The organism is Phytopseudomonas flavescens (assembly GCF_900100535.1).
GTDB classification, from domain to species: Bacteria; Pseudomonadota; Gammaproteobacteria; order Pseudomonadales; family Pseudomonadaceae; genus Aquipseudomonas; species Aquipseudomonas flavescens.
This window is the reverse complement of the sequence record NZ_FNDG01000020.1, coordinates 41,970-59,427: the sequence shown is the minus strand read 5'-3', so window position 1 is coordinate 59,427 and position 17,458 is coordinate 41,970. Positions and strand designations below refer to the sequence as shown.

Below are 17,458 nucleotides of genomic sequence, written 5' to 3'. Positions count from 1 at the left end.
TCTCAGCCTTCGACTTCCTGGCGATACAGCTGCAACCCGCGGGCCTGATAGTTGGCCAGGGCGCTGGGGTGATCGAAGGTGCAGGTGTGCACCCAGACTCGCCGGGTACCGGGCCAGGCCCAGGCGGATTGCAGCGCGTGGGTCAGCAGCGGGCCGCCGAAACCCTGACCGAAGAACGCTTCGGCGAGACCGAAATAGAGAATCTCCACCGAGCCGTCGGCGTCACGCTGCAACTCGTAGTAACCGGCGATAGCGCCTTGGTGGTAGGCCACCCAAGTACGATGAGTGTCAGTCTCGACCAGCTCGCGCCACTGCGCATCCGACCAGGACAGCTTGTCCGTCCACTCCCAGGGCCCGCCCACCAACTGGTAGAGAAAGCGGTTGAGCGGGAACTGCTTGATCCGGCATTCGACGATCTGCAAGTCGTCCGGCAACGCCTTGCCACGCACCTGTTCGGGGCTGTGCATTTCCAGGTAGTAGGTGATGTTTTCGACCTGCTCGCTCATACCGTGATCCATCGTGTTGGTCAGGGCCACCCGGCCCAGGCAAAGAGCGCAGGCTAATGACCCGCGGTGGATTCGGCAATCCGCTCAGGCTCGGCAGCTCCCGATACCCTGATTCCTATCTGCTGCAGGCGTCTTTCGAAATACCCAGCCAACCGCCCTGGCGAAGCAGCGCGTTTCTACGCTTGGTAAGGATGATGCTCGACCCAGTGCCGGGCGATGTCGACTCGACGCGCCACCCAGACACGATCATGGGCTTCGATATGATCGAGGAAACGTTGCAGCGCTAGAAAACGCCCAGGGCGACCGATCAGCCGTGCGTGCAGACCGATCGACATCATTTTTGGCGCCGTTTCGCCCTCGGCGTAGAGCACGTCGAAAGTATCTCTCAGGTAGGCAAAGAACTGCTCACCACTGTTGAATCCGCCCGGGCTCGAGAAGCGCATGTCATTGGCGTCGAGCGTATAAGGCACGATCAGGTGAGGCTGACGGGTACCGTCGCGAGTTTCTACGGTGCTCCATAGCGGCAGGTCGTCGCCGTAATAATCGCTGTCGTAGAGAAAGCCGCCCTGCTCGACCACCAGGCGCCGTGTGTTGGGGCTGTCTCGGCCGGTATACCAGCCGAGCGGCGCGGCACCGGTAAGGCGGGTGATCAGTTCGACCGCACGCTCGAGGTGTTCGCGCTCGAGGTCGACCGGCACGTTCTGGTAATGCAGCCAGCGCCAGCCGTGACTGGCGATCTCGTGGTTGCGTGCGACCAGCGCCTGGGTGATGTCCGGGCAGCGCTCCAGCGCCATGGCGACGGCGAAGGCGGTAAGCGGCAGCTGGCGGCGCTGGAACTCATCGAGGATGCGCCGCACCCCGGCACGGGAGCCGTATTCGTACATCGACTCCATGCTCATATGCCGATCGGCAAAGCTCTGCGCACCGACGATCTCGGAAAGAAACGTTTCGCTCTGCGGATCCCCATGCAGCACACAACTTTCACTGCCCTCCTCGATATTGAGCACGAACTGGACAGCGATTCGCGCATTGCCCGGCCAGTTTGCCTGAGGCGGGTTGCCTGCGTATCCGCGCAGATCACGGGGATAATGTGGAGTCGCCTGAACCATGGACGATGTTCCTCCTTAGGCTGCTTTATAGGTGATAGACCCGAGGGCATCCGCGTAGCGCTCGGGTAGACAGTGCAGGGGCCGTGAGCGCGTGATTTGCCGGCGCGCGGAATGGCGATAATGTGCCAGCGGCACAGCCGCTACACCGCCTTCTCGCGTGGCCAGGCGTAACTCAGGCTCTTGCTGCTGCCCAGGCGCAACTGCACCAGCGCCTCCACCCATTTCAGCGCCACCTGCACCCCATCGACCACCGGCACGCCGAGATCCTCCTGCAGGCGCTGTGCCCACTGGCTCATGCCAGCGCAGCCCATCACCAGGCATTCGCTACGGTCAGCGCGCAGGATCTGCTGGCCCAGGTCGCGCAGACGCAGGTAATGGGCGGGATCGCGCTCCAGCTCCAGCACCGGGATATCCGCCGCATGGATATTCGCGCAGCGCCGCTGCAGGCCATAGCTGTGCATGTTGCGCTCGATGATATGGATCGAGCGCGGCAGGCTGGTAAGGATCGAGTAGCGCACGCTCAGCATGCTCGCCGCGTGCATGGCCGCTTCGCCGATGCCCAGCACCGGGCCACTGGCCAATTCGCGGGCGGCATCCAGGGCGGTGTCGTCGAAACAGGCGATCACGAAACCTTGCACGCCCTCTTCCTGGCCCTGACGCATCGCGCCCAGCAGGTGATAAGCCGCGCACACGCCATCGGCAGCGCCCTCGATGCTCGCCACCGAGCCGGGCAGATGGATCACGCTCAACTGCGTATCGACCGCCTTGATGCCCTGGCAGGTTGCCTCCAGCAACTGGGCCATGCCCGGCGAGCCATTGGGGTTGATCACGCGAATCTTCATACCGGTTTTCTCATGCGCTGGCTCAGATTCATCAACAGCAGCACCAGACCAATCAGCACCAGGGAAAACAGCGTGGTCAGTGTGCCCAGCGCATAGAGCACCGGGGTGGTGACGTTGGTGGTCATGCCGAAGATTTCCAGAGGCAGGCTATTGAAGCTGCCGGAGACCATCAGGGTGCGGGCGAATTCGTCGTAGGACAGGGTGAAGCCGAACAGCGCCACACCGAACAGGCTCGGGGCAATCAGCGGCAGAACGATCAGGCGTACCGTTTGCCAGGCGCTCGCGCCGAGGTCGCGGGCCGCCATTTCGTAGGCGCGGTTGAAGCGGTTGAACACGGCGAACATGATCAGCAGGCCGAACGGCAAGGTCCAGGTCAGGTGCGCGCCAAAGGCCGAGCTGTACCAGATCGGCTGCCAGCCAAGGCGATCGAACATCAGGCCAATGCCCAGGCTGACCAGAATCGACGGAATGATCAGGCTCGCCAACGTCAGGTAGAACAGTGCCTGACTGCCAGCGAATGGGCGCCGGTAAGCGAACCCGGCGAGCACCGAAAACACCAGGGTGCAGGCCATCACCGCGATACCGAGGAGAATCGAACGGCTGAAGGCACCGGCGAAATCGCCCACCTGCTGGGCCAGGAACAGGTTGTGAAACCAATGCAGGGACACGCCGTTCATGGGAAAGGTCAACCCGCCGTCCGGCCCCTGGAACGAGAGAATGCCGATGGTCAGGGTCGGCCCGTAAAGGAACAGTACGAACAGGCCAAAGAACAGGCTCAGGCAATAAAAGCTCAACGGCCGTGCCGTGGATTTCATGGTCATAACTCCTTGCGGATATCCACCAGGCGGAACATCACCGCCAGCATCAGCAGCACCGTGGCCAGCAGCACCACGGCACTGGCCGCAGCCGCCGGGTATTGCAGCAAACTGATTTCGTTGTGGATCAGCACGCCGACCGAAGCATGCAGGCCGCCCCCCATGATGCGCACGGTAACGAAGTCGCCCATCACCAGGGTCAGTACGAAAATGCTGCCGATGAGAATGCCCGACTTGCACAGCGGCACGATCACCAGCAGGAGGATCTGCCAGGTCTGCGCTCCGGCATCCCGCGCGGCCTCGATCAGGCGGCGATCGATGCGCATCATGGTGTTGAAGATCGGCACCACCATGAACAGGGTGTACAGGTGCACATAGGCCAGAACGATGGAGAAGTCGCTGTACAGCAGAAACTCCAGCGGCTGTTCGATCAGCCCGGCGCCGATCAGGCCGCTGTTGACCAGACCATTGCGCCCCAGCAGCGGTATCCAGGAAATCATGCGGATGATGTTGGAGGTGAAGAACGGGATGGTGCACAGCAGAAACAGCAAGGTTTGCACCTTGTTGCTGCGGATGTGGAAGGCCAGGTAGTAGGCCACGGTAAAGCCCAGCGTCAGGGTGATCAGCCAGGTCAGCAAGGCGTACTTGAAGGTATTCAGGTACGCCTGCAAGGTCGTCGGCGATGACAGCAGGTACTGGTAGTTGCCGAAGATGAAGTCGGGGATCAACTGGTAGGCGTCGTAGTCCCAGAAGCTCACCACCACGATCACCGTGATGGGGAAGACCAGGAACAGCAGCAGGGTCAGCGCCAGCGGCAGGGCTTGCAGGTGGCTGATGTTGGCGAGTCCGGTGCGCATATCGAATCCAGTCGAGTGAACATTCATTGGCTACCGTTCGTAGGGTGGATGACGCTCCACCCATCCACCTTGCGGCGGCCCAAATGGTGGACGAGAAAGGCGTCAGCTACGCGCCCCGATCCACCCTACGCATTGAAGCGGCCCCGGGTCAGGAAACGATGAACTCGTTCCACTTGCGGACCATGTGGCGGTTCTCGTCCATCACCGAGTTCCAGCAAGCCACGCTGCCCATGCGCTGCTCATAGGAGCCGCCATCACGCACCGCGCCGGCCTTTTCCATGACCTTGCCGTCCGGGCTGAGAATGTCGCTCTGGGCGGCCTTGCCCTCCATCCAGAAGCCCCATTCATCGGCGCTCATGTACTGCCTGGAGGTCTCCGGCGCAGCGCTGTAGTAGCCCTGGCGGTTGAGGTAAGCACCGACCCAGCCCGACAGGTACCAGTCGATGTACTCATAGGCCGCATCCAGCTCCAGGCCGCTGAGGTGCCTGGCCAGGCCGATACCGCCGCCCCAGGCGCGATAGCCCTCTTCCAGTGGCTGGTAGGTGCAGGCCACACCGCGGCTGCGCACGGCGGCCACGGCCGGTGACCACATGGACTGGATCACCACCTCACCGGAGGCCATCAGGTTCACCGACTCATCGAAGCTCTTCCAGAAGGCGCGGAACTGGCCGTCTTTCTTCGCCTGCATGAGGATGGCGATGGTCTTGTCGATCTCGGCCTGGGTCATGTTGCCCTTGTCGCCGTAGGTGATCTCACCCATGGATTCGCAGATCATCGCCGCGTCCATGATGCCGATGGACGGGATGTTGAGGATCGAGGCCTTGCCCTTGAAGGCCGGATCCATGATGTCGCGCCAGTTGTTGATCGGGCGCCCGACCAGATCCGGGCGAATGCCCAGGGTGTCGGCGTTGTAGATGGTCGGCACCAGCGTCATCCAGCGGGTCGGCTCACTGGCGAACTTCAGCGAATCGGCGCTTTCGACGAAGCCAACGGTGTGCGGCGCAGTACCTTGGGCGATCACCGAATCGGCGTTCAGTTTGCCGTTGATGAACAGCGGCGAGATCTTCTCGAAATTCTTCAGGCGCCGGGTGTCCATGGCCTGCAGGGTGCCGGACGGGTACACCTTCTTGCCGATCCAGTACTCGATGTCGGCGATGTCGAAGGAGCGTGGCTGAGTCACTGCCCGCTGCGCCACCGCATCGGAGTCCAGTGCGGTGAGTTGCAGGGTGATCCCCAGATCTTCCTTGGCCTTCATGGCGATGTCGTTGAGGTTGGACACCCCGGTGCCGAACTGACGCAAGGTGATGTTCTTGATGTTCTGCGCCCAGATCATCGGAAAACCGGTGATCGCGCCGGAACCCACGGCCACTGCCGAGGCCACCCCCAGCCCCTTGATCAGGCTGCGCCTGGACAGTCCCTTGGCGGATTCCACCTGCGGGGTTTCGGCGGGGAGTTGCGCGGTGCTGTCGTCGTGCTCGCTCATCAGTGAACCTCCTCTGTCGGGTTGGCGTGTTGCGGGGAGAACAGGTTGAGGTGCGCGGCGTCCCAGGCCAGGGTGACCTCGGCACCCACCTCGGGTACCTGGCGCTGGCGGTCGGCCAGGTAAACCATCAGCGGCGTAGCGCTGGCGGTCTGGCATTCGACATAGATGAAGGCGCCCTGGAACTCGACATCGCAGACCCGCGCAGGCAAGCCAAACCGCCCGGCCGGGGGAACGCTGCCTGGCGGCAGGAGGTCCAGGTGATCGCAGCGCACCGAGAACGCCAGCGGCGTGCCCACCAGGGCCTCGGCATAGTCGTCGCCCAGTTGCGCCAGACTCAGGTTGCCCTGCCCTGCGCCTTCGACGCTGAGTACCACGCGATCCGCCTCGCGCGCAGTCAGCTCGCCACGCATCAGGCTGTGGCCGCCGATGAATTGCGCGACAAAGGGAGTGGCCGGCCGCTCGAACAATTCCCGTGGCGGCGCTACCTGCTGAATCTTGCCAGCGTCCATCACCACCGCCAGATCGGCCAGGGCAAAGGCTTCTTCCTGGGAGTGAGTGACGTGGATGAAGGTCAGCCCCAATTGCTTCTGGATCGCCTTGAGCTCCTTGCGCATGCGAATCCGCAGGAACGGGTCGAGAGCGGACAGCGGCTCGTCGAGCAGCACCACATCCGGCTGGGTAATCAGGGCACGGGCCAGCGCCACGCGCTGCTGCTGGCCACCGGAAAGCTGCTCGGGATAACTTTCGGCGTAATCCTGCATGTTCACCAGCGCCAGCAGCTCGCGGGCCTTGGCGTGGCGCTCGGCCTTGGCCATGCCGGCGATGCGCAGGCCGAAGGCGACGTTGTCCAGGCAACTCATGTGCGGGAACAGCGCGTAGTTCTGAAACATCATCGCCGTGCCGCGCTGGGTCGGCGAAAACGCGGTGACGTTGCGGTTATCCATGAGGATGTCGCCCTCGCTCACCGCTTCGTGCCCGGCCAGCATGCGCAAGGTGGTGCTCTTGCCGCAGCCGCTGGGGCCGAGCAGGCAGCAATAGCTGCCACTGGGAATCTTCAGATGGAGATCAGTGACCGCCACCCGCGCACCGTAGGCCTTGTGCACCGCCACCAGCTCGACCTGACCCTTCCCAGACATGCTTGCCGCCCAAATTGCTAACAATTATAAAATAAGTGTTAGCAACCGTTGTGCCAGGCATTCATATATGCGCCCACAACCTGTACCGGGATTTTGCCGCCCCGGTGTATCCGGCTGAAAACCGGATAGTTTTTCTGTGGCCGTGAATACCGCTGGATATGCCGGTGTTGCCGGTTGAATCCTGAAAAATAGCGCTTCACTGCACAACAATGGGGCAATGCGGTACAACTGTGCACCAGTCCATGTAGGCGCTGCCACTTTGCCCCTCCATTGTTAACAATTACACTGCCACCAAGTTTCAGCCGCCCTGGCTTTCCCGCAAACGAGCATCACCCCATGGCCAGTCACGTCATTCGTGAAGTGCAACGCATCTACAACGCGATCTACGATGCCATCGTCGAACAGCGTCTGCCGCCCGGTACACGCCTGACCGAACTCAACCTGGTCGAGGTGTTCCAGGCCAATCGCAACCACATCCGCAGCGCCCTGCGCGACCTGGCCCACCTCAAGCTGGTGCGCCTGGAGATGAACCGTGGCGCCTTTGTAGAAGAGCCCACGCCGCAACAGGCCCGCGAAGTGTTCGCCGCCCGCCGGGTGATCGAAAAGGCATTGATCGAGGAAGCCTGCAAGCGCATGCAGGCCCTCGACCGACGCGCCATCGAAGCGCACCTCAAGGCCGAGTTGACACTTGGCCACGAACCGGCCAAACCCGAATTCATCCGCCTGTCAGGGGACTTCCATCGCCTGCTGGCGCGTATCGCCGGGAACAGCACGCTGGGCGAAATGCTCGAAGGCCTGATAGCCCGCAGCTCGCTGATCATCGCCCTGTATGAGAACCACAGCGGCATCCAGTGCTCGCACAACGAGCACGAGGCCCTGGCCAGGGCCCTGCTCGACGGCAATGTTCAGCAGGCGACGCAGTGCATGGAGGAACACCTGCTGAATATCGAACAGCGTTTGCGCCTGGCCCCACCGCAGAGCGAAGAGGTCGATCTGTTCAAGGTGTTTGCCCAGCCGCCATCCGGGTCAATCGGCTAGCAGCCGGAATCGAGGTCACGGCATGGCGAACGCGTCTTCTCCCCGCTCAGGCAGTGCAGCCCCTCGTCGCAGCCGCGCGGCGTGCAAGCCCGATGCTCATGGTGTTCACGCCCTGCGGTGGCGGCAGCAACCCTGGAGAGCGGGCCGCTGAAACAATGGGTAACCCGAAATCCCGGCCGAAACGCCGCTTGTGCCTGATCACTGCCAGCCCGAGACCTTAGAATCGTCAGCCTCCTGACCGAACCGGACATCGACTGACGCACGCCCATGAACAGCCCCCTACCTTCCTCGAACGCCACCTGGCACCTGAAACTGGCCGAGGTGATGGACGGCACCCCCGTGCAGCGCCTGATCACCGTGCTGATCCTGATCAACGCCGCCATCCTCGGCATGCTGACCTCGGCGCAGATCGTCAGCGAGTGGGGCTGGCTGCTGTTGCCTGTGGATAGGTTCATCCTGGCGGTGTTCGTGATCGAGCTGGCGCTGCGTTTCGCGGCCCGGGGCATCGGCCTGTTGCGCGACCCGTGGGCGGTGTTCGACTGCCTGGTGGTGGGCATCGCCCTGGTTCCGGCCAGCGGGCCGTTCAGCGTATTGAGGGCGTTACGCGTGTTGCGGGTGCTGCGCCTGGTATCGATCAACCCGAGCATGCGCAAGGTGGTGCAGGCGCTGCTCGCGTCGCTGCCTGGCATGGGCAGCATCATCATGCTGATGGTGCTGATCTTCTACGTGTCGGCGGTGATGGCCACGCAACTGTTTGGCGAGCGCTTTCCCGAATGGTTCGGCTCGCTGACCGCCAGCCTGTATTCGCTGTTCCAGATGATGACGCTGGACAGCTGGTCGAGCGGCACGGTGCGACCGATCATGGAGGTCTACCCACTGGCCTGGCTGTTCTTCATCCCTTACGTGCTGATCGCCACCTTCATGATGCTCAACCTGTTCATCGCGGTGATCGTCAATGCCATGCAGGACGCCCAGGGGCCAGATGCCGAAGCGCAGGCACGGGTGCAGCGCGAACGGATGATCCTCGAGGAGCTCCGAGCCTTGCGGGCGGAACTGGCAGAGATGCGCCGCAGCCGTTGACCACCCAAGAGCCTGTTCACGATCCTGTGCACCTGGCAAACCGGAACCCGTATTCCTATAGATCGGCGGCAAAGTGGCGGAAGCGGCCATGTGTAGGGTGGACGACGCTTCATCCGTCCACCGCTCTGAGATCGCGATGGTGGATGAAAAGAGCGTCATCCACCCTACGGCCGCGTTCGCCTTTTTGCTGCCATTGCGTGTGGAGTCTCGTCGAACGACCGTGAACAGGCTCTAAGTGTGGGCAGAGGGACAGTCGTACACGTTCGTTATGCCCACCAATCAGATCGTTCCCACACCGGAGCGTGTGAGCCATCAGTGAATCTTGCGTTTTTCTGAGCGAAATCTTGCCGATTGCCCAGCCGCCAATCGGCGGGGTTCCGCTGGTTTCAGCCGCGGTGGAAATGCCCGCCCCCTCTGGCCCGGGCATCTTGGCCACTGGCATGGCACCTGCTATGTCACCTGGGCAACCGAGTTCCGAGTCGGTGACCCCAGGAAAGCCGCCCGGCCACCATCCGCCTGCCGCTCCGCGCTCTTTCTGGTGATCGATTCGAACCGGCTCTCTGACAAGAATAATCACGGAGAAACACCATGCGACTGACCAAGCGCTTCAGCCTCTTCGCCGCCGCTGCGGCCTTCACTGCCAGCACCGCAGCACTCGCCGCACCCACCTTCATCAACGTGCTTACCGGCGGTACCAGCGGGGTGTATTACCCGATTGGCGTGGCCCTTTCGCAGCTTTACGGCAACGGTATCGAGGGTGCCAAGACCTCCGTGCAGGCGACCAAGGCCTCGGTGGAAAATCTCAACCTGTTGCAGGCAGGCCGTGGTGAACTGGCCTTCGCGCTTGGCGATTCGGTGGACGATGCCTGGAAGGGGGTCGAGGACGCTGGCTTCAAGGCGCCGCTGGCCAAGATCCGCGCCATTGCCGCGACCTACCCGAACTACATCCAGATCGTGGCCAGCAAGGAATCCGGGATCAAGACCCTGGAAGACCTCAAGGGCAAGCGCATCTCGGTCGGCGCGCCGAAGTCCGGCACCGAGCTCAATGCCCGGGCCATCTTCAAGGCCGCTGGCCTGAGCTACAAGGACATGGGCAGGGTCGAGTTCATGCCCTATGCCGAGTCGGTCGAACTGATCAAGAACCGCCAGTTGGACGCCACGCTGCAGTCTTCGGGGCTGGGCATGGCGGCGATCCGCGATCTGGCGTCGATGGTGCCGCTCACCTTCGTGGCGATTCCCGAGGAGGTCGTCACCAGGATCGGCAGCAGCGCCTACCAGCCGATGGTGATCCCGGCCAACACCTATGACGGCCAGACCGAGGATGTGCCGACTGCGGCGATCATCAACCTGCTGGTCAGCCATGAAGGCGTGTCCGACGATGTCGCCTATCAGATGACCAAGCTGCTGTTCGACAACCTTGCCCGCCTGCGTACTGCGCATTCCGCAGCCAATGACATCAGCCTGGAGAAGGCCACGGAAGGCCTGCCGATCCCGTTGCATCCGGGCGCCGAGCGCTTCTACAAGGAAGCCGGCGTTCTCAAGTAACACGGATGGAAGAGGGGCCGGGACCCGTGTCCGGCGCCCTCGTTCATCGAGTCAGCGTTCGCCCATGCCCTGATGGTGTCGGCGTACTGTCATTGCAGCTGTATCGAGAATCTATCCATGAGCGATCATCCAGGTCTGACCGGCAATCCCGGTCAGTGGCCCAAGGCCGTGTTCTACGTCGCGATCCTGTTTTCGATCTATCAGATCATCGGGGCTGCGTTCCATCCTTTCTCCAGCCAGGTGCTGCGCGCCGGGCACGTCGGCTTCGTGTTGCTGATGGTGTACCTGTGTTTCCCGCTGCGAGGCCAGGGTCGACCATGGGCACCCGTGGCCTGGGCCCTGGGCCTGGCAGGCCTGAGCACGGCGATTTACCAGTGGTATTTCGAGGCCGACCTGATCCAGCGTTCGGGCGACCTCACCTCCTTCGACATGGTGATCGGGGTGACCTTGCTGGTACTGGTATTCGAGGCGGCGCGACGGGTCATGGGGCTGGCCTTGCCGATCATCTGCGGCTGCTTCCTGGCGTACGGCCTGTTTGGCGAGCACCTGCCGGGCGACCTGGCGCACCGTGGTTATGACGTCGACCAGATCATCAATCAGCTGTCGTTCGGCACCGAAGGTTTCTACGGCACACCGACCTACGTGTCGGGCACCTATATTTTCCTGTTCATCCTGTTCGGCGCCTTCCTCGAGCAGGCGGGGATGATCAGGCTGTTCACCGATTTCGCCATGGGCATGTTCGGTCACAAGACCGGCGGCCCGGCCAAGGTGTCGGTGGTCTCGTCGGCGCTGATGGGCACCATCACCGGTTCGGGTGTGGCCAACGTGGTGACCACCGGCCAGTTCACCATCCCGCTGATGAAGCGCTTCGGTTACAAGGGCACCTTCGCCGCCGCGGTGGAAGCCTCGGCCAGCATGGGCAGCCAGATCATGCCGCCGATCATGGGGGCCGTGGCGTTCATCATGGCCGAGACCATCAACGTGCCGTACGTGGAGATCGCCAAGGCGGCGCTGATCCCGGCCCTGCTGTGGTTCGGCTCGATTTTCTGGACCGTGCACCTCGAGGCCCAGCGCCTCAAACTGGTCGGCCTGCCGAAAGACGAATGCCCGGATCCGTTCGCGGCGATCAAGGAGCGCTGGTACCTGCTGATTCCGTTGGGTGTGCTGGTGTACCTGCTGTTCGCCGGCTTCACCCCGATGTTCTCCGGTACCGTGGGCCTGGCCCTGACGGCCATCGTCATCCTCGGCACGGCGATCGTCATGCGCGCCAGCAACCTGTGGCTGAAGATCGCCTTCTGGATCGCCCTGGGGCTGGTCAGTTCCGGCTTCCTCACATTCGGCATTGGCGTGGTATTCGGCGTGATCGCGGTGCTGGTTGCCGGCTGCTTCTACGTCAAGGGCGGGCGTGAAACCCTGCGCGCCTGCGTCTGGGCGCTGGCCGAGGGCGCGCGCCATGCGGTGCCGGTGGCGGTCGCCTGCATCCTGGTGGGGGTGATCATCGGTGTGGTCTCGCTGACCGGCATCGCGACCACCTTCGCCGGTTACATCATGGCCATTGGCAAGGACAACCTGTTCCTGTCGCTGCTGCTGACCATGCTCACGTGCCTGATCCTGGGCATGGGCATCCCGACCATCCCCAACTACATCATCACCAGCGCGATTGCCGCGCCGGCGTTGCTGGAGCTGGGTGTGCCGCTGATCGTGTCGCACATGTTCGTGTTCTATTTCGGCCTGATGGCCGACCTGACGCCGCCGGTGGCGCTGGCCTGCTTCGCCGCAGGGTCGATCGCCAAGGAGAACGGCCTGAAGATCAGCCTGTGGTCGGTGCGCATCGCCGCCTGTGGCTTCGTCGTCCCCTTCATGGCGGTGTATGACCCGGCGCTGCTGATGCAGGGCGATGACTGGGGGGCGATCCTCTACATGTTCATCAAGTCGGTATTTGCCGTCGGCCTGTGGGGGATGGCGGTGGTCGGTTACCTCTATGCACCGCTACGCGCCTGGGAACGCTTGCTGGTGTTCGCCGCCGGCGCGTCGCTGGTGATTCCGGCCTCGGTGTTCAGCTACGACCTGCTCGGCCTGTACAGCGTGACCACCGATGAAATCGGCTTTCTGGTCGCGGCTGCGGTGATTGCCCAGCACGTGCTGCGTGCACGCCGTCAACCTGCACGGGCTGCCGCTTGATCGCACTGTGCATGGGGTTGGCCGGGGTGGTCTGGGCGCAAGTGCCCACCCCGGCGTTCACCCTGGCCTGGAATCACAGCATCGAGAAGATCCGCTGGGAAGAGGACTACCGCGTCAGTGCCGAGGGGTTGTTGCTCGGCGAGGCGCGGGTGCGCGGCAGCGGAGCCGGCATGGAGATCCCGGACGGCGCCGTACTGCGTGATGGCGCCTGGCATTACCGGCGCCAGCTGCCCCCCCTGCAACCGCTACGCCTCGGCCGTACGCCCGAGGCGGACGATTACCAGCTGTGCGATGCCCAGGGCTGCCGCCCCCTCAGCCACTGGCTCGGCCCACCCACCGCGAGCCAGCCCGCGGTGGAACTGTGGAGCTGCGCGCTGACAGGCAGTTGAAGGGCGTCACGGGCTGTGGTCCTTGCGCCCGGACGCCGGGTTTTAGCGCATCGCCAGCGGGCTCTCAACCTTCCCTGGCGCTGACAATCCCGGCCACCAGCCCGGGCTGGCAGTTGATGTACAACGAGGATTGCAGCCAGCGTTTGTCCGGGTAATACGAAAACATGAATTGGCCGCCCTTGAGGCTGTCTACCACCATGCGGGCGACTTCCGGGCGCACAGCAGGGCAACCCTGGCTGCGGCCGATGCGGCCCTGGGTCTTGATCCAGGCCGGGTTCACGTAGTCGGCGGGATGAATGACGATGGCGCGCTGGCGGGCAAGGTCATTGAAACCGGGCTCCAGGCCGTCCATGCGCAACGAGTAGCCGTGCTTGCCAGTGTAGCTTTCCTGGGTACGGAACAGGCCGATGCTGGACTGGTGACTGCCTTCGGTATTGGAGAAACGGGTGGCGAAGTTGTCACCGGATTGCTGGCCGTGGGCGACCAGGTCATGCAGCAGCAGGCGTTTCTTGGTCAGGTCGAAGATCCACAGGCGACGTTCGCTGGAGGGTTTGGAAAAATCGATGACGGCGAGACGCTGGGCCGGTACGGCGCCGTTATTGATGGCGCAGCGCATGGCGTCGATGGCATGGTTGAGTACCTTGCGCTGCAACGCCGGGGCCTCGGCGGACAGGCTTTCCAGCAACGGGTCGGGAGCCAGGGTGGCGGCCATCAGCGCTGGAACGGGCAATGCCAGGCAAAGAAAGGCTAAGCAAATTCGCTGAATCGTGGTCATCATTTCAAGTCTCTGAGTTTCGGCCATCGATATGTCGAGCCTTCGCCAGGCACTGCGGGCACATCAAAGCCCGCGATTCTAACAGCCGAAATCTTCTGACCCGCGGGCCAATCCGACGGGCTGTCATTCACTTTGTCGTAATCTGGAGTGGCGATTTGTTCTCTTCCCCTTCATCCGTTGCCTGGGCGATGGCCCTGAGCGCCCCTCTGGCACTGGCCGATGCCACCCCGCCCAGCCCTCTCGAACAGCAGCTCGCCGAACCCAGCCTGACCTGCGTATCGCCGGCCCTGAAGCTGGTCGACAAGGATCGCGAGTGGCTGGAACCCTTCTATCTGCTGCGCGGCTCGCAGCCGGTATGGAACGAGCAGAACCTGCCGGGGCTGTTCGACCAGCTCGACGCGCTGGTGGACGATGGCCTGGAACCGCGCGCCTATCACCTGGAACCGCTGCGCGAGCTGGCGGCGGTCGAGAATCCCTCGCCGCGCCTGTCGGCCTGCGTCGAGGTACTCGCCACCACGGCTTACCTGCAAGCATTGCGTGACCTGGCCTACGGACGCCTGGAGCAGTCCCGGGTGGAGCCGCTCTGGGAGCCCGAGAGCATGGCGGTGCAGCAGAGCCAGGCGCCGCTGCTGGCAATCGCCCAGGCGGGGCTGAGCGATCCGGCCAAGGCATTCGAACAGGCCCGTCCGGACTTCGGCCCCTACCGGCAATTGCGCCACCGCTACGCCGAGCTGCGTCGTCAGGCGCTGCCACAGTGGCTGGCGATTCCAGGCGGAACCCTGTTGCGGCCCGGCGCGGTAGACGGGCGTGTGCCATTGCTCGAGCAACGCCTGCAACTGCATGGCGATCTGTCCCAGGGCGCCCCGGCACTGGTCGCCGAGCAGACCTCGGTGTACTCGACGGCCCTGGTCGAGGCGGTCAAGGCCTTTCAACGCAACCACCTGCTCAAGCCCGACGGCGTGGTAGGCCCCGGCACGCTGACCGAGTTGAACCGTTCGGCCAGCGAGCGCATGGATCAGATCCGCATCAACCTGGAACGCCTGCGCTGGTTGTCCCACGAGATCGAGCCAACCAGCGTGCTGATCGACGTGGCCGGCGCCGAGGTGCTGTTCCTGCGTGATCACATCGTCGCCTGGCAGGCACGTACCCAGGTCGGCCGCCCGGCCCGGCCGACGCCGTTGCTGCGCTCGCGGATCACTCACCTGACCCTGAACCCGACCTGGACGATTCCGCCGACCATCCTGCGTGAGGACAAGCTGCCGGAGCTGCGCCGTGATGCGGCCGGCTACCTGGCGGCCAACCGCATGCGAGTGATCGATTACGACGGCAATACGGTCGACCCGCGCAGCGTCGACTGGGAGCGCCCCGGCCGCGTGATGATCCGCCAGGAAGCCGGGGCCCATAGCCCGTTGGGCAAGGTGGCGATCCGCTTTCCCAACCCCTTCTCGGTGTACCTGCACGACACGCCGAGCCAGCGCCTGTTCGACAACCTGCCGCGGCTGTTCAGCTCGGGCTGTGTGCGCATCGAGCGGGTGACCGAGCTGGTCGATCAGTTGCTTGCTGAAGCCACCCCAACCGAGCGCGCCCGTATCGCCAAGCAATGGGACAGTGGCCGTACCTTGCGCGCCGATCTGCCACGCCCGGTACCTATCCTGATGGCGTACTGGACAGCCCAGGTCGGCGCCGACGGGCAAGTGCAGTTCCGCCCGGATATCTACGGCCACGACGCCCGCCTGCTCAAGGCGCTGGATGCGTCGAACCGGATCTAGGGTGAGTCGCCGCTCGCAGGATGAATCGAGGAGAGGAGCGATGCCCGTACGCGTATTTGATGGTGCCGACGCTCCTGGCAGGGTGGACAACGCTCTTTTTGTCCACCATTGAGGCCCCGGAGCGGTGGACGGTTAAAGCGTCGTCCACCCTACCAAGGCTGCCGATTCAATGATGCTCGGGCAGGTGCTCGAACAGGCTGCGGCAGACGCCGATGATGTGCTGGTCGAGCAGCGTGACCGCCAGTTCGACGTCACGGGCGCGGCAGGCGGCGATGATCTCGCGGTGTTCGCGGTCGGCGCGATCCTTGCCCTCGGAGAGGCTCATCTGCATGCGCAGGTAGCGTTCCAGCTTGTCGTGGATGGAGCGGATCAGGCTGACCAGGAACGGACGCTGCGCCGGCTCGTAGAGGCAGGCGTGCAGTTGCCAGTTGAGTTCGGCCCAGCGGCCGATGTCGTCCTCGCCGATGAACTCCTCGCAAATGCGTTCGGCGCGGGCGAAGGTTTCCTCGCTCATATTGGGAATCGCCAGGCGCAGCACCTTGTCCTCGAGGAGGATGCGCACCTCGAACATCTGTGCCAGCTCTGGCTCGGAGATGCGTGTGACCACCGCGCCCTTGTTGCGCTGGAACACCACCAGCCCCTCGGCTTCCAGGCGCTTGAGCGCCTCGCGCACGGGAATCTTGCTGACGTTGAACAGCTTGGCGATGTCGTCCTGACGCACCGGCTCGTCTTCGGCGAAATGGCCGGACACGATGGCATCGCGCAGGTGCTTGGTGATCACCTCGGAAGCAGACGGGGTGATGCCCAGGTTGGGGGCATTCAGGGGAGGTAATGGCACGCTGCGGCACCCGCTAGCTGAGGTTTTGGATATCATATACGAAATCGCTACAACGAATTGCTCGCGCCGCTGAACTGCTCGGCCAGGGCGCCAATCTGGGTGCGCCCGTTACGCACGAAGTTGAAGAACGCCTGGGCCACCGGTGACAGGTATTTGCCGCGCGGGTGCACCACGCACCAGCTGCGCAGCAGCGGCAGTTCGACCACCGGCAGTTCGTGCAGCACGCCCAGCTGCAGCTCGCGGCGCACCGCATGCCGCGGTATCAAGGCCAGGCCCAGCCCGGCGATGACGCCCTCGCGCTGCCCTTCCATGGAGCCGACTTCCTGGATCTGTGCGAAATGTGCGCGCTTCTGGTGGCAGTACTCCTCGCAGGCCCGTCGTGTGCCCGAGCCAGGCTCGCGCACCAGTAACGGCCAGGCGCACAGATCCTGCAGCCGCAACGATTGTGCCTGGCTCAGTGGGTGATCCGCTGGTGCCACGGCAATGATCGGATTGTTCAGGAAGGGCAGGAACTCCAGGGACATGTCCGCCGGCACCTGGGACATGATCAGCAGGTCGTCGCGGTTGGCACTCAGTCGCCTGACCGCCTGGGCGTGATTGACCACGGTCAGCTGCAGGCTGACTTCCGGATGCTCGCGGCGAAAGGCGGCGAACAGGTGCGGCATGAAGTACTTGGCGCTGGACTCGATGGCCAGGCTCAGCTGGCCCTGCAACGAGCCCTTGAGATCGGCCAGCTGCATGTCCAGGCTTTCCAGGCGCCCGAAAATGTCCTCGCTGGCGCGCTGCAAGGCTTCGGCCGCCTCGGTCAGGTACAGCTTCTTGCCGACGTAATCGAACAGCGGCTGATCGAGCAGCTCTTCGAGCTGGCGAATCTGCAGGCTGACGGCTGGCTGAGTCAGGGCCATTTCTTCAGCGGCGCGGCTGTACGAGCGGTTGTCGCATACCGAGCGAAACACCTGAAGCTGACGAAATGTAATGCGTAACAAGGACTTGCGGATTTTCTTCACCACCGGGTGGATTCTTGTCCAACAAGCATAAGTTCTTACTTATGCATAACCCAATAAATATTGATTTTGGTTAATTGTTACAGCGGCG

General features: G+C 63.2%; 16 protein-coding genes. 6 read left to right on the top strand and 10 right to left on the bottom strand.

The features are described 5' to 3' along the window. Window positions 1-2: 2 nt before the first annotated feature. The 7 genes from BLR94_RS21435 to BLR94_RS21405 form a co-directional block, all read right to left on the bottom strand. Complete coding sequence (locus BLR94_RS21435; RefSeq protein ID WP_084307943.1) at window positions 3-506, bottom strand: GNAT family N-acetyltransferase; 504 nt, start codon at window positions 504-506, stop codon at window positions 3-5. 176 nt (window positions 507-682) lie between these two features. Next, the gene (gene puuE / locus BLR94_RS21430; protein ID WP_084307942.1) at window positions 683-1,615 is read right to left on the bottom strand and encodes an allantoinase PuuE; all 933 of its coding nucleotides are present in this window, start codon (window positions 1,613-1,615) and stop codon (window positions 683-685) included. A 140-nt stretch (window positions 1,616-1,755) separates the two neighbouring features. Next, entirely contained in the window at window positions 1,756-2,457 is a 702-nt protein-coding gene (locus BLR94_RS21425; protein ID WP_084307941.1) for an aspartate/glutamate racemase family protein, read from the bottom strand. Beyond that, complete coding sequence (locus BLR94_RS21420) at window positions 2,454-3,272, bottom strand: ABC transporter permease (protein WP_084307940.1); 819 nt, start codon at window positions 3,270-3,272, stop codon at window positions 2,454-2,456. The genes BLR94_RS21425 and BLR94_RS21420 overlap by 4 nt, the downstream gene beginning before the upstream one ends. A gap of 2 nt (window positions 3,273-3,274) precedes the next feature. Next, entirely contained in the window at window positions 3,275-4,066 is a 792-nt protein-coding gene (locus tag BLR94_RS21415; RefSeq protein ID WP_420492702.1) for an ABC transporter permease, read from the bottom strand. A 211-nt stretch (window positions 4,067-4,277) separates the two neighbouring features. Continuing rightward, window positions 4,278-5,612, bottom strand: a complete 1,335-nt coding sequence (locus tag BLR94_RS21410) for an ABC transporter substrate-binding protein (protein WP_084307938.1) — start codon at window positions 5,610-5,612, stop codon at window positions 4,278-4,280. Next, complete coding sequence (locus tag BLR94_RS21405) at window positions 5,612-6,748, bottom strand: ABC transporter ATP-binding protein (RefSeq protein ID WP_084307937.1); 1,137 nt, start codon at window positions 6,746-6,748, stop codon at window positions 5,612-5,614. The genes BLR94_RS21410 and BLR94_RS21405 overlap by 1 nt, the downstream gene beginning before the upstream one ends. 336 nt (window positions 6,749-7,084) lie before the next feature. Between BLR94_RS21405 and BLR94_RS21400 the strand changes: the two genes are divergently transcribed. The 5 genes from BLR94_RS21400 (at window position 7,085) to BLR94_RS21380 (ending at window position 12,981) form a co-directional block, all read left to right on the top strand. Then, entirely contained in the window at window positions 7,085-7,786 is a 702-nt protein-coding gene (locus BLR94_RS21400; protein ID WP_084307936.1) for a GntR family transcriptional regulator, read from the top strand. A gap of 267 nt (window positions 7,787-8,053) precedes the next feature. Continuing rightward, on the top strand, window positions 8,054-8,866 hold the full coding sequence (locus tag BLR94_RS21395; RefSeq protein ID WP_084307935.1) for an ion transporter: 813 nt from the start codon (window positions 8,054-8,056) through the stop codon (window positions 8,864-8,866). Window positions 8,867-9,454: 588 nt separating this feature from the next. After that, complete coding sequence (locus BLR94_RS21390) at window positions 9,455-10,411, top strand: TAXI family TRAP transporter solute-binding subunit (RefSeq protein ID WP_084307934.1); 957 nt, start codon at window positions 9,455-9,457, stop codon at window positions 10,409-10,411. Between the two features lie 117 nt (window positions 10,412-10,528). Further along, window positions 10,529-12,592, top strand: a complete 2,064-nt coding sequence (locus BLR94_RS21385; RefSeq protein ID WP_084307933.1) for a TRAP transporter permease — start codon at window positions 10,529-10,531, stop codon at window positions 12,590-12,592. Beyond that, complete coding sequence (locus tag BLR94_RS21380; RefSeq protein ID WP_084307932.1) at window positions 12,589-12,981, top strand: DUF1850 domain-containing protein; 393 nt, start codon at window positions 12,589-12,591, stop codon at window positions 12,979-12,981. The genes BLR94_RS21385 and BLR94_RS21380 overlap by 4 nt, the downstream gene beginning before the upstream one ends. A gap of 64 nt (window positions 12,982-13,045) precedes the next feature. On the opposite strand, the gene BLR94_RS21375 is transcribed toward BLR94_RS21380, so the two are convergent. After that, complete coding sequence (locus BLR94_RS21375) at window positions 13,046-13,759, bottom strand: murein L,D-transpeptidase catalytic domain family protein (protein WP_084307931.1); 714 nt, start codon at window positions 13,757-13,759, stop codon at window positions 13,046-13,048. Window positions 13,760-13,911: 152 nt separating this feature from the next. Between BLR94_RS21375 and BLR94_RS21370 the strand changes: the two genes are divergently transcribed. Beyond that, window positions 13,912-15,525 carry a L,D-transpeptidase scaffold domain-containing protein gene (locus BLR94_RS21370; RefSeq protein ID WP_090423754.1) on the top strand — a complete coding sequence of 538 codons (1,614 nt, stop codon included), beginning with the start codon at window positions 13,912-13,914 and terminating at the stop codon, window positions 15,523-15,525. A 166-nt stretch (window positions 15,526-15,691) separates the two neighbouring features. Here the strand turns inward: BLR94_RS21370 and BLR94_RS21365 are convergent, their stop codons facing one another. Both BLR94_RS21365 and BLR94_RS21360 read right to left on the bottom strand, forming a co-directional pair. Next, window positions 15,692-16,399, bottom strand: coding sequence for a GntR family transcriptional regulator (locus tag BLR94_RS21365; RefSeq protein ID WP_167359792.1), 708 nt, complete (start codon window positions 16,397-16,399; stop codon window positions 15,692-15,694). An 11-nt stretch (window positions 16,400-16,410) separates the two neighbouring features. After that, window positions 16,411-17,361 carry a LysR family transcriptional regulator gene (locus BLR94_RS21360; protein WP_084308000.1) on the bottom strand — a complete coding sequence of 317 codons (951 nt, stop codon included), beginning with the start codon at window positions 17,359-17,361 and terminating at the stop codon, window positions 16,411-16,413. Window positions 17,362-17,458 lie beyond the last annotated feature (97 nt).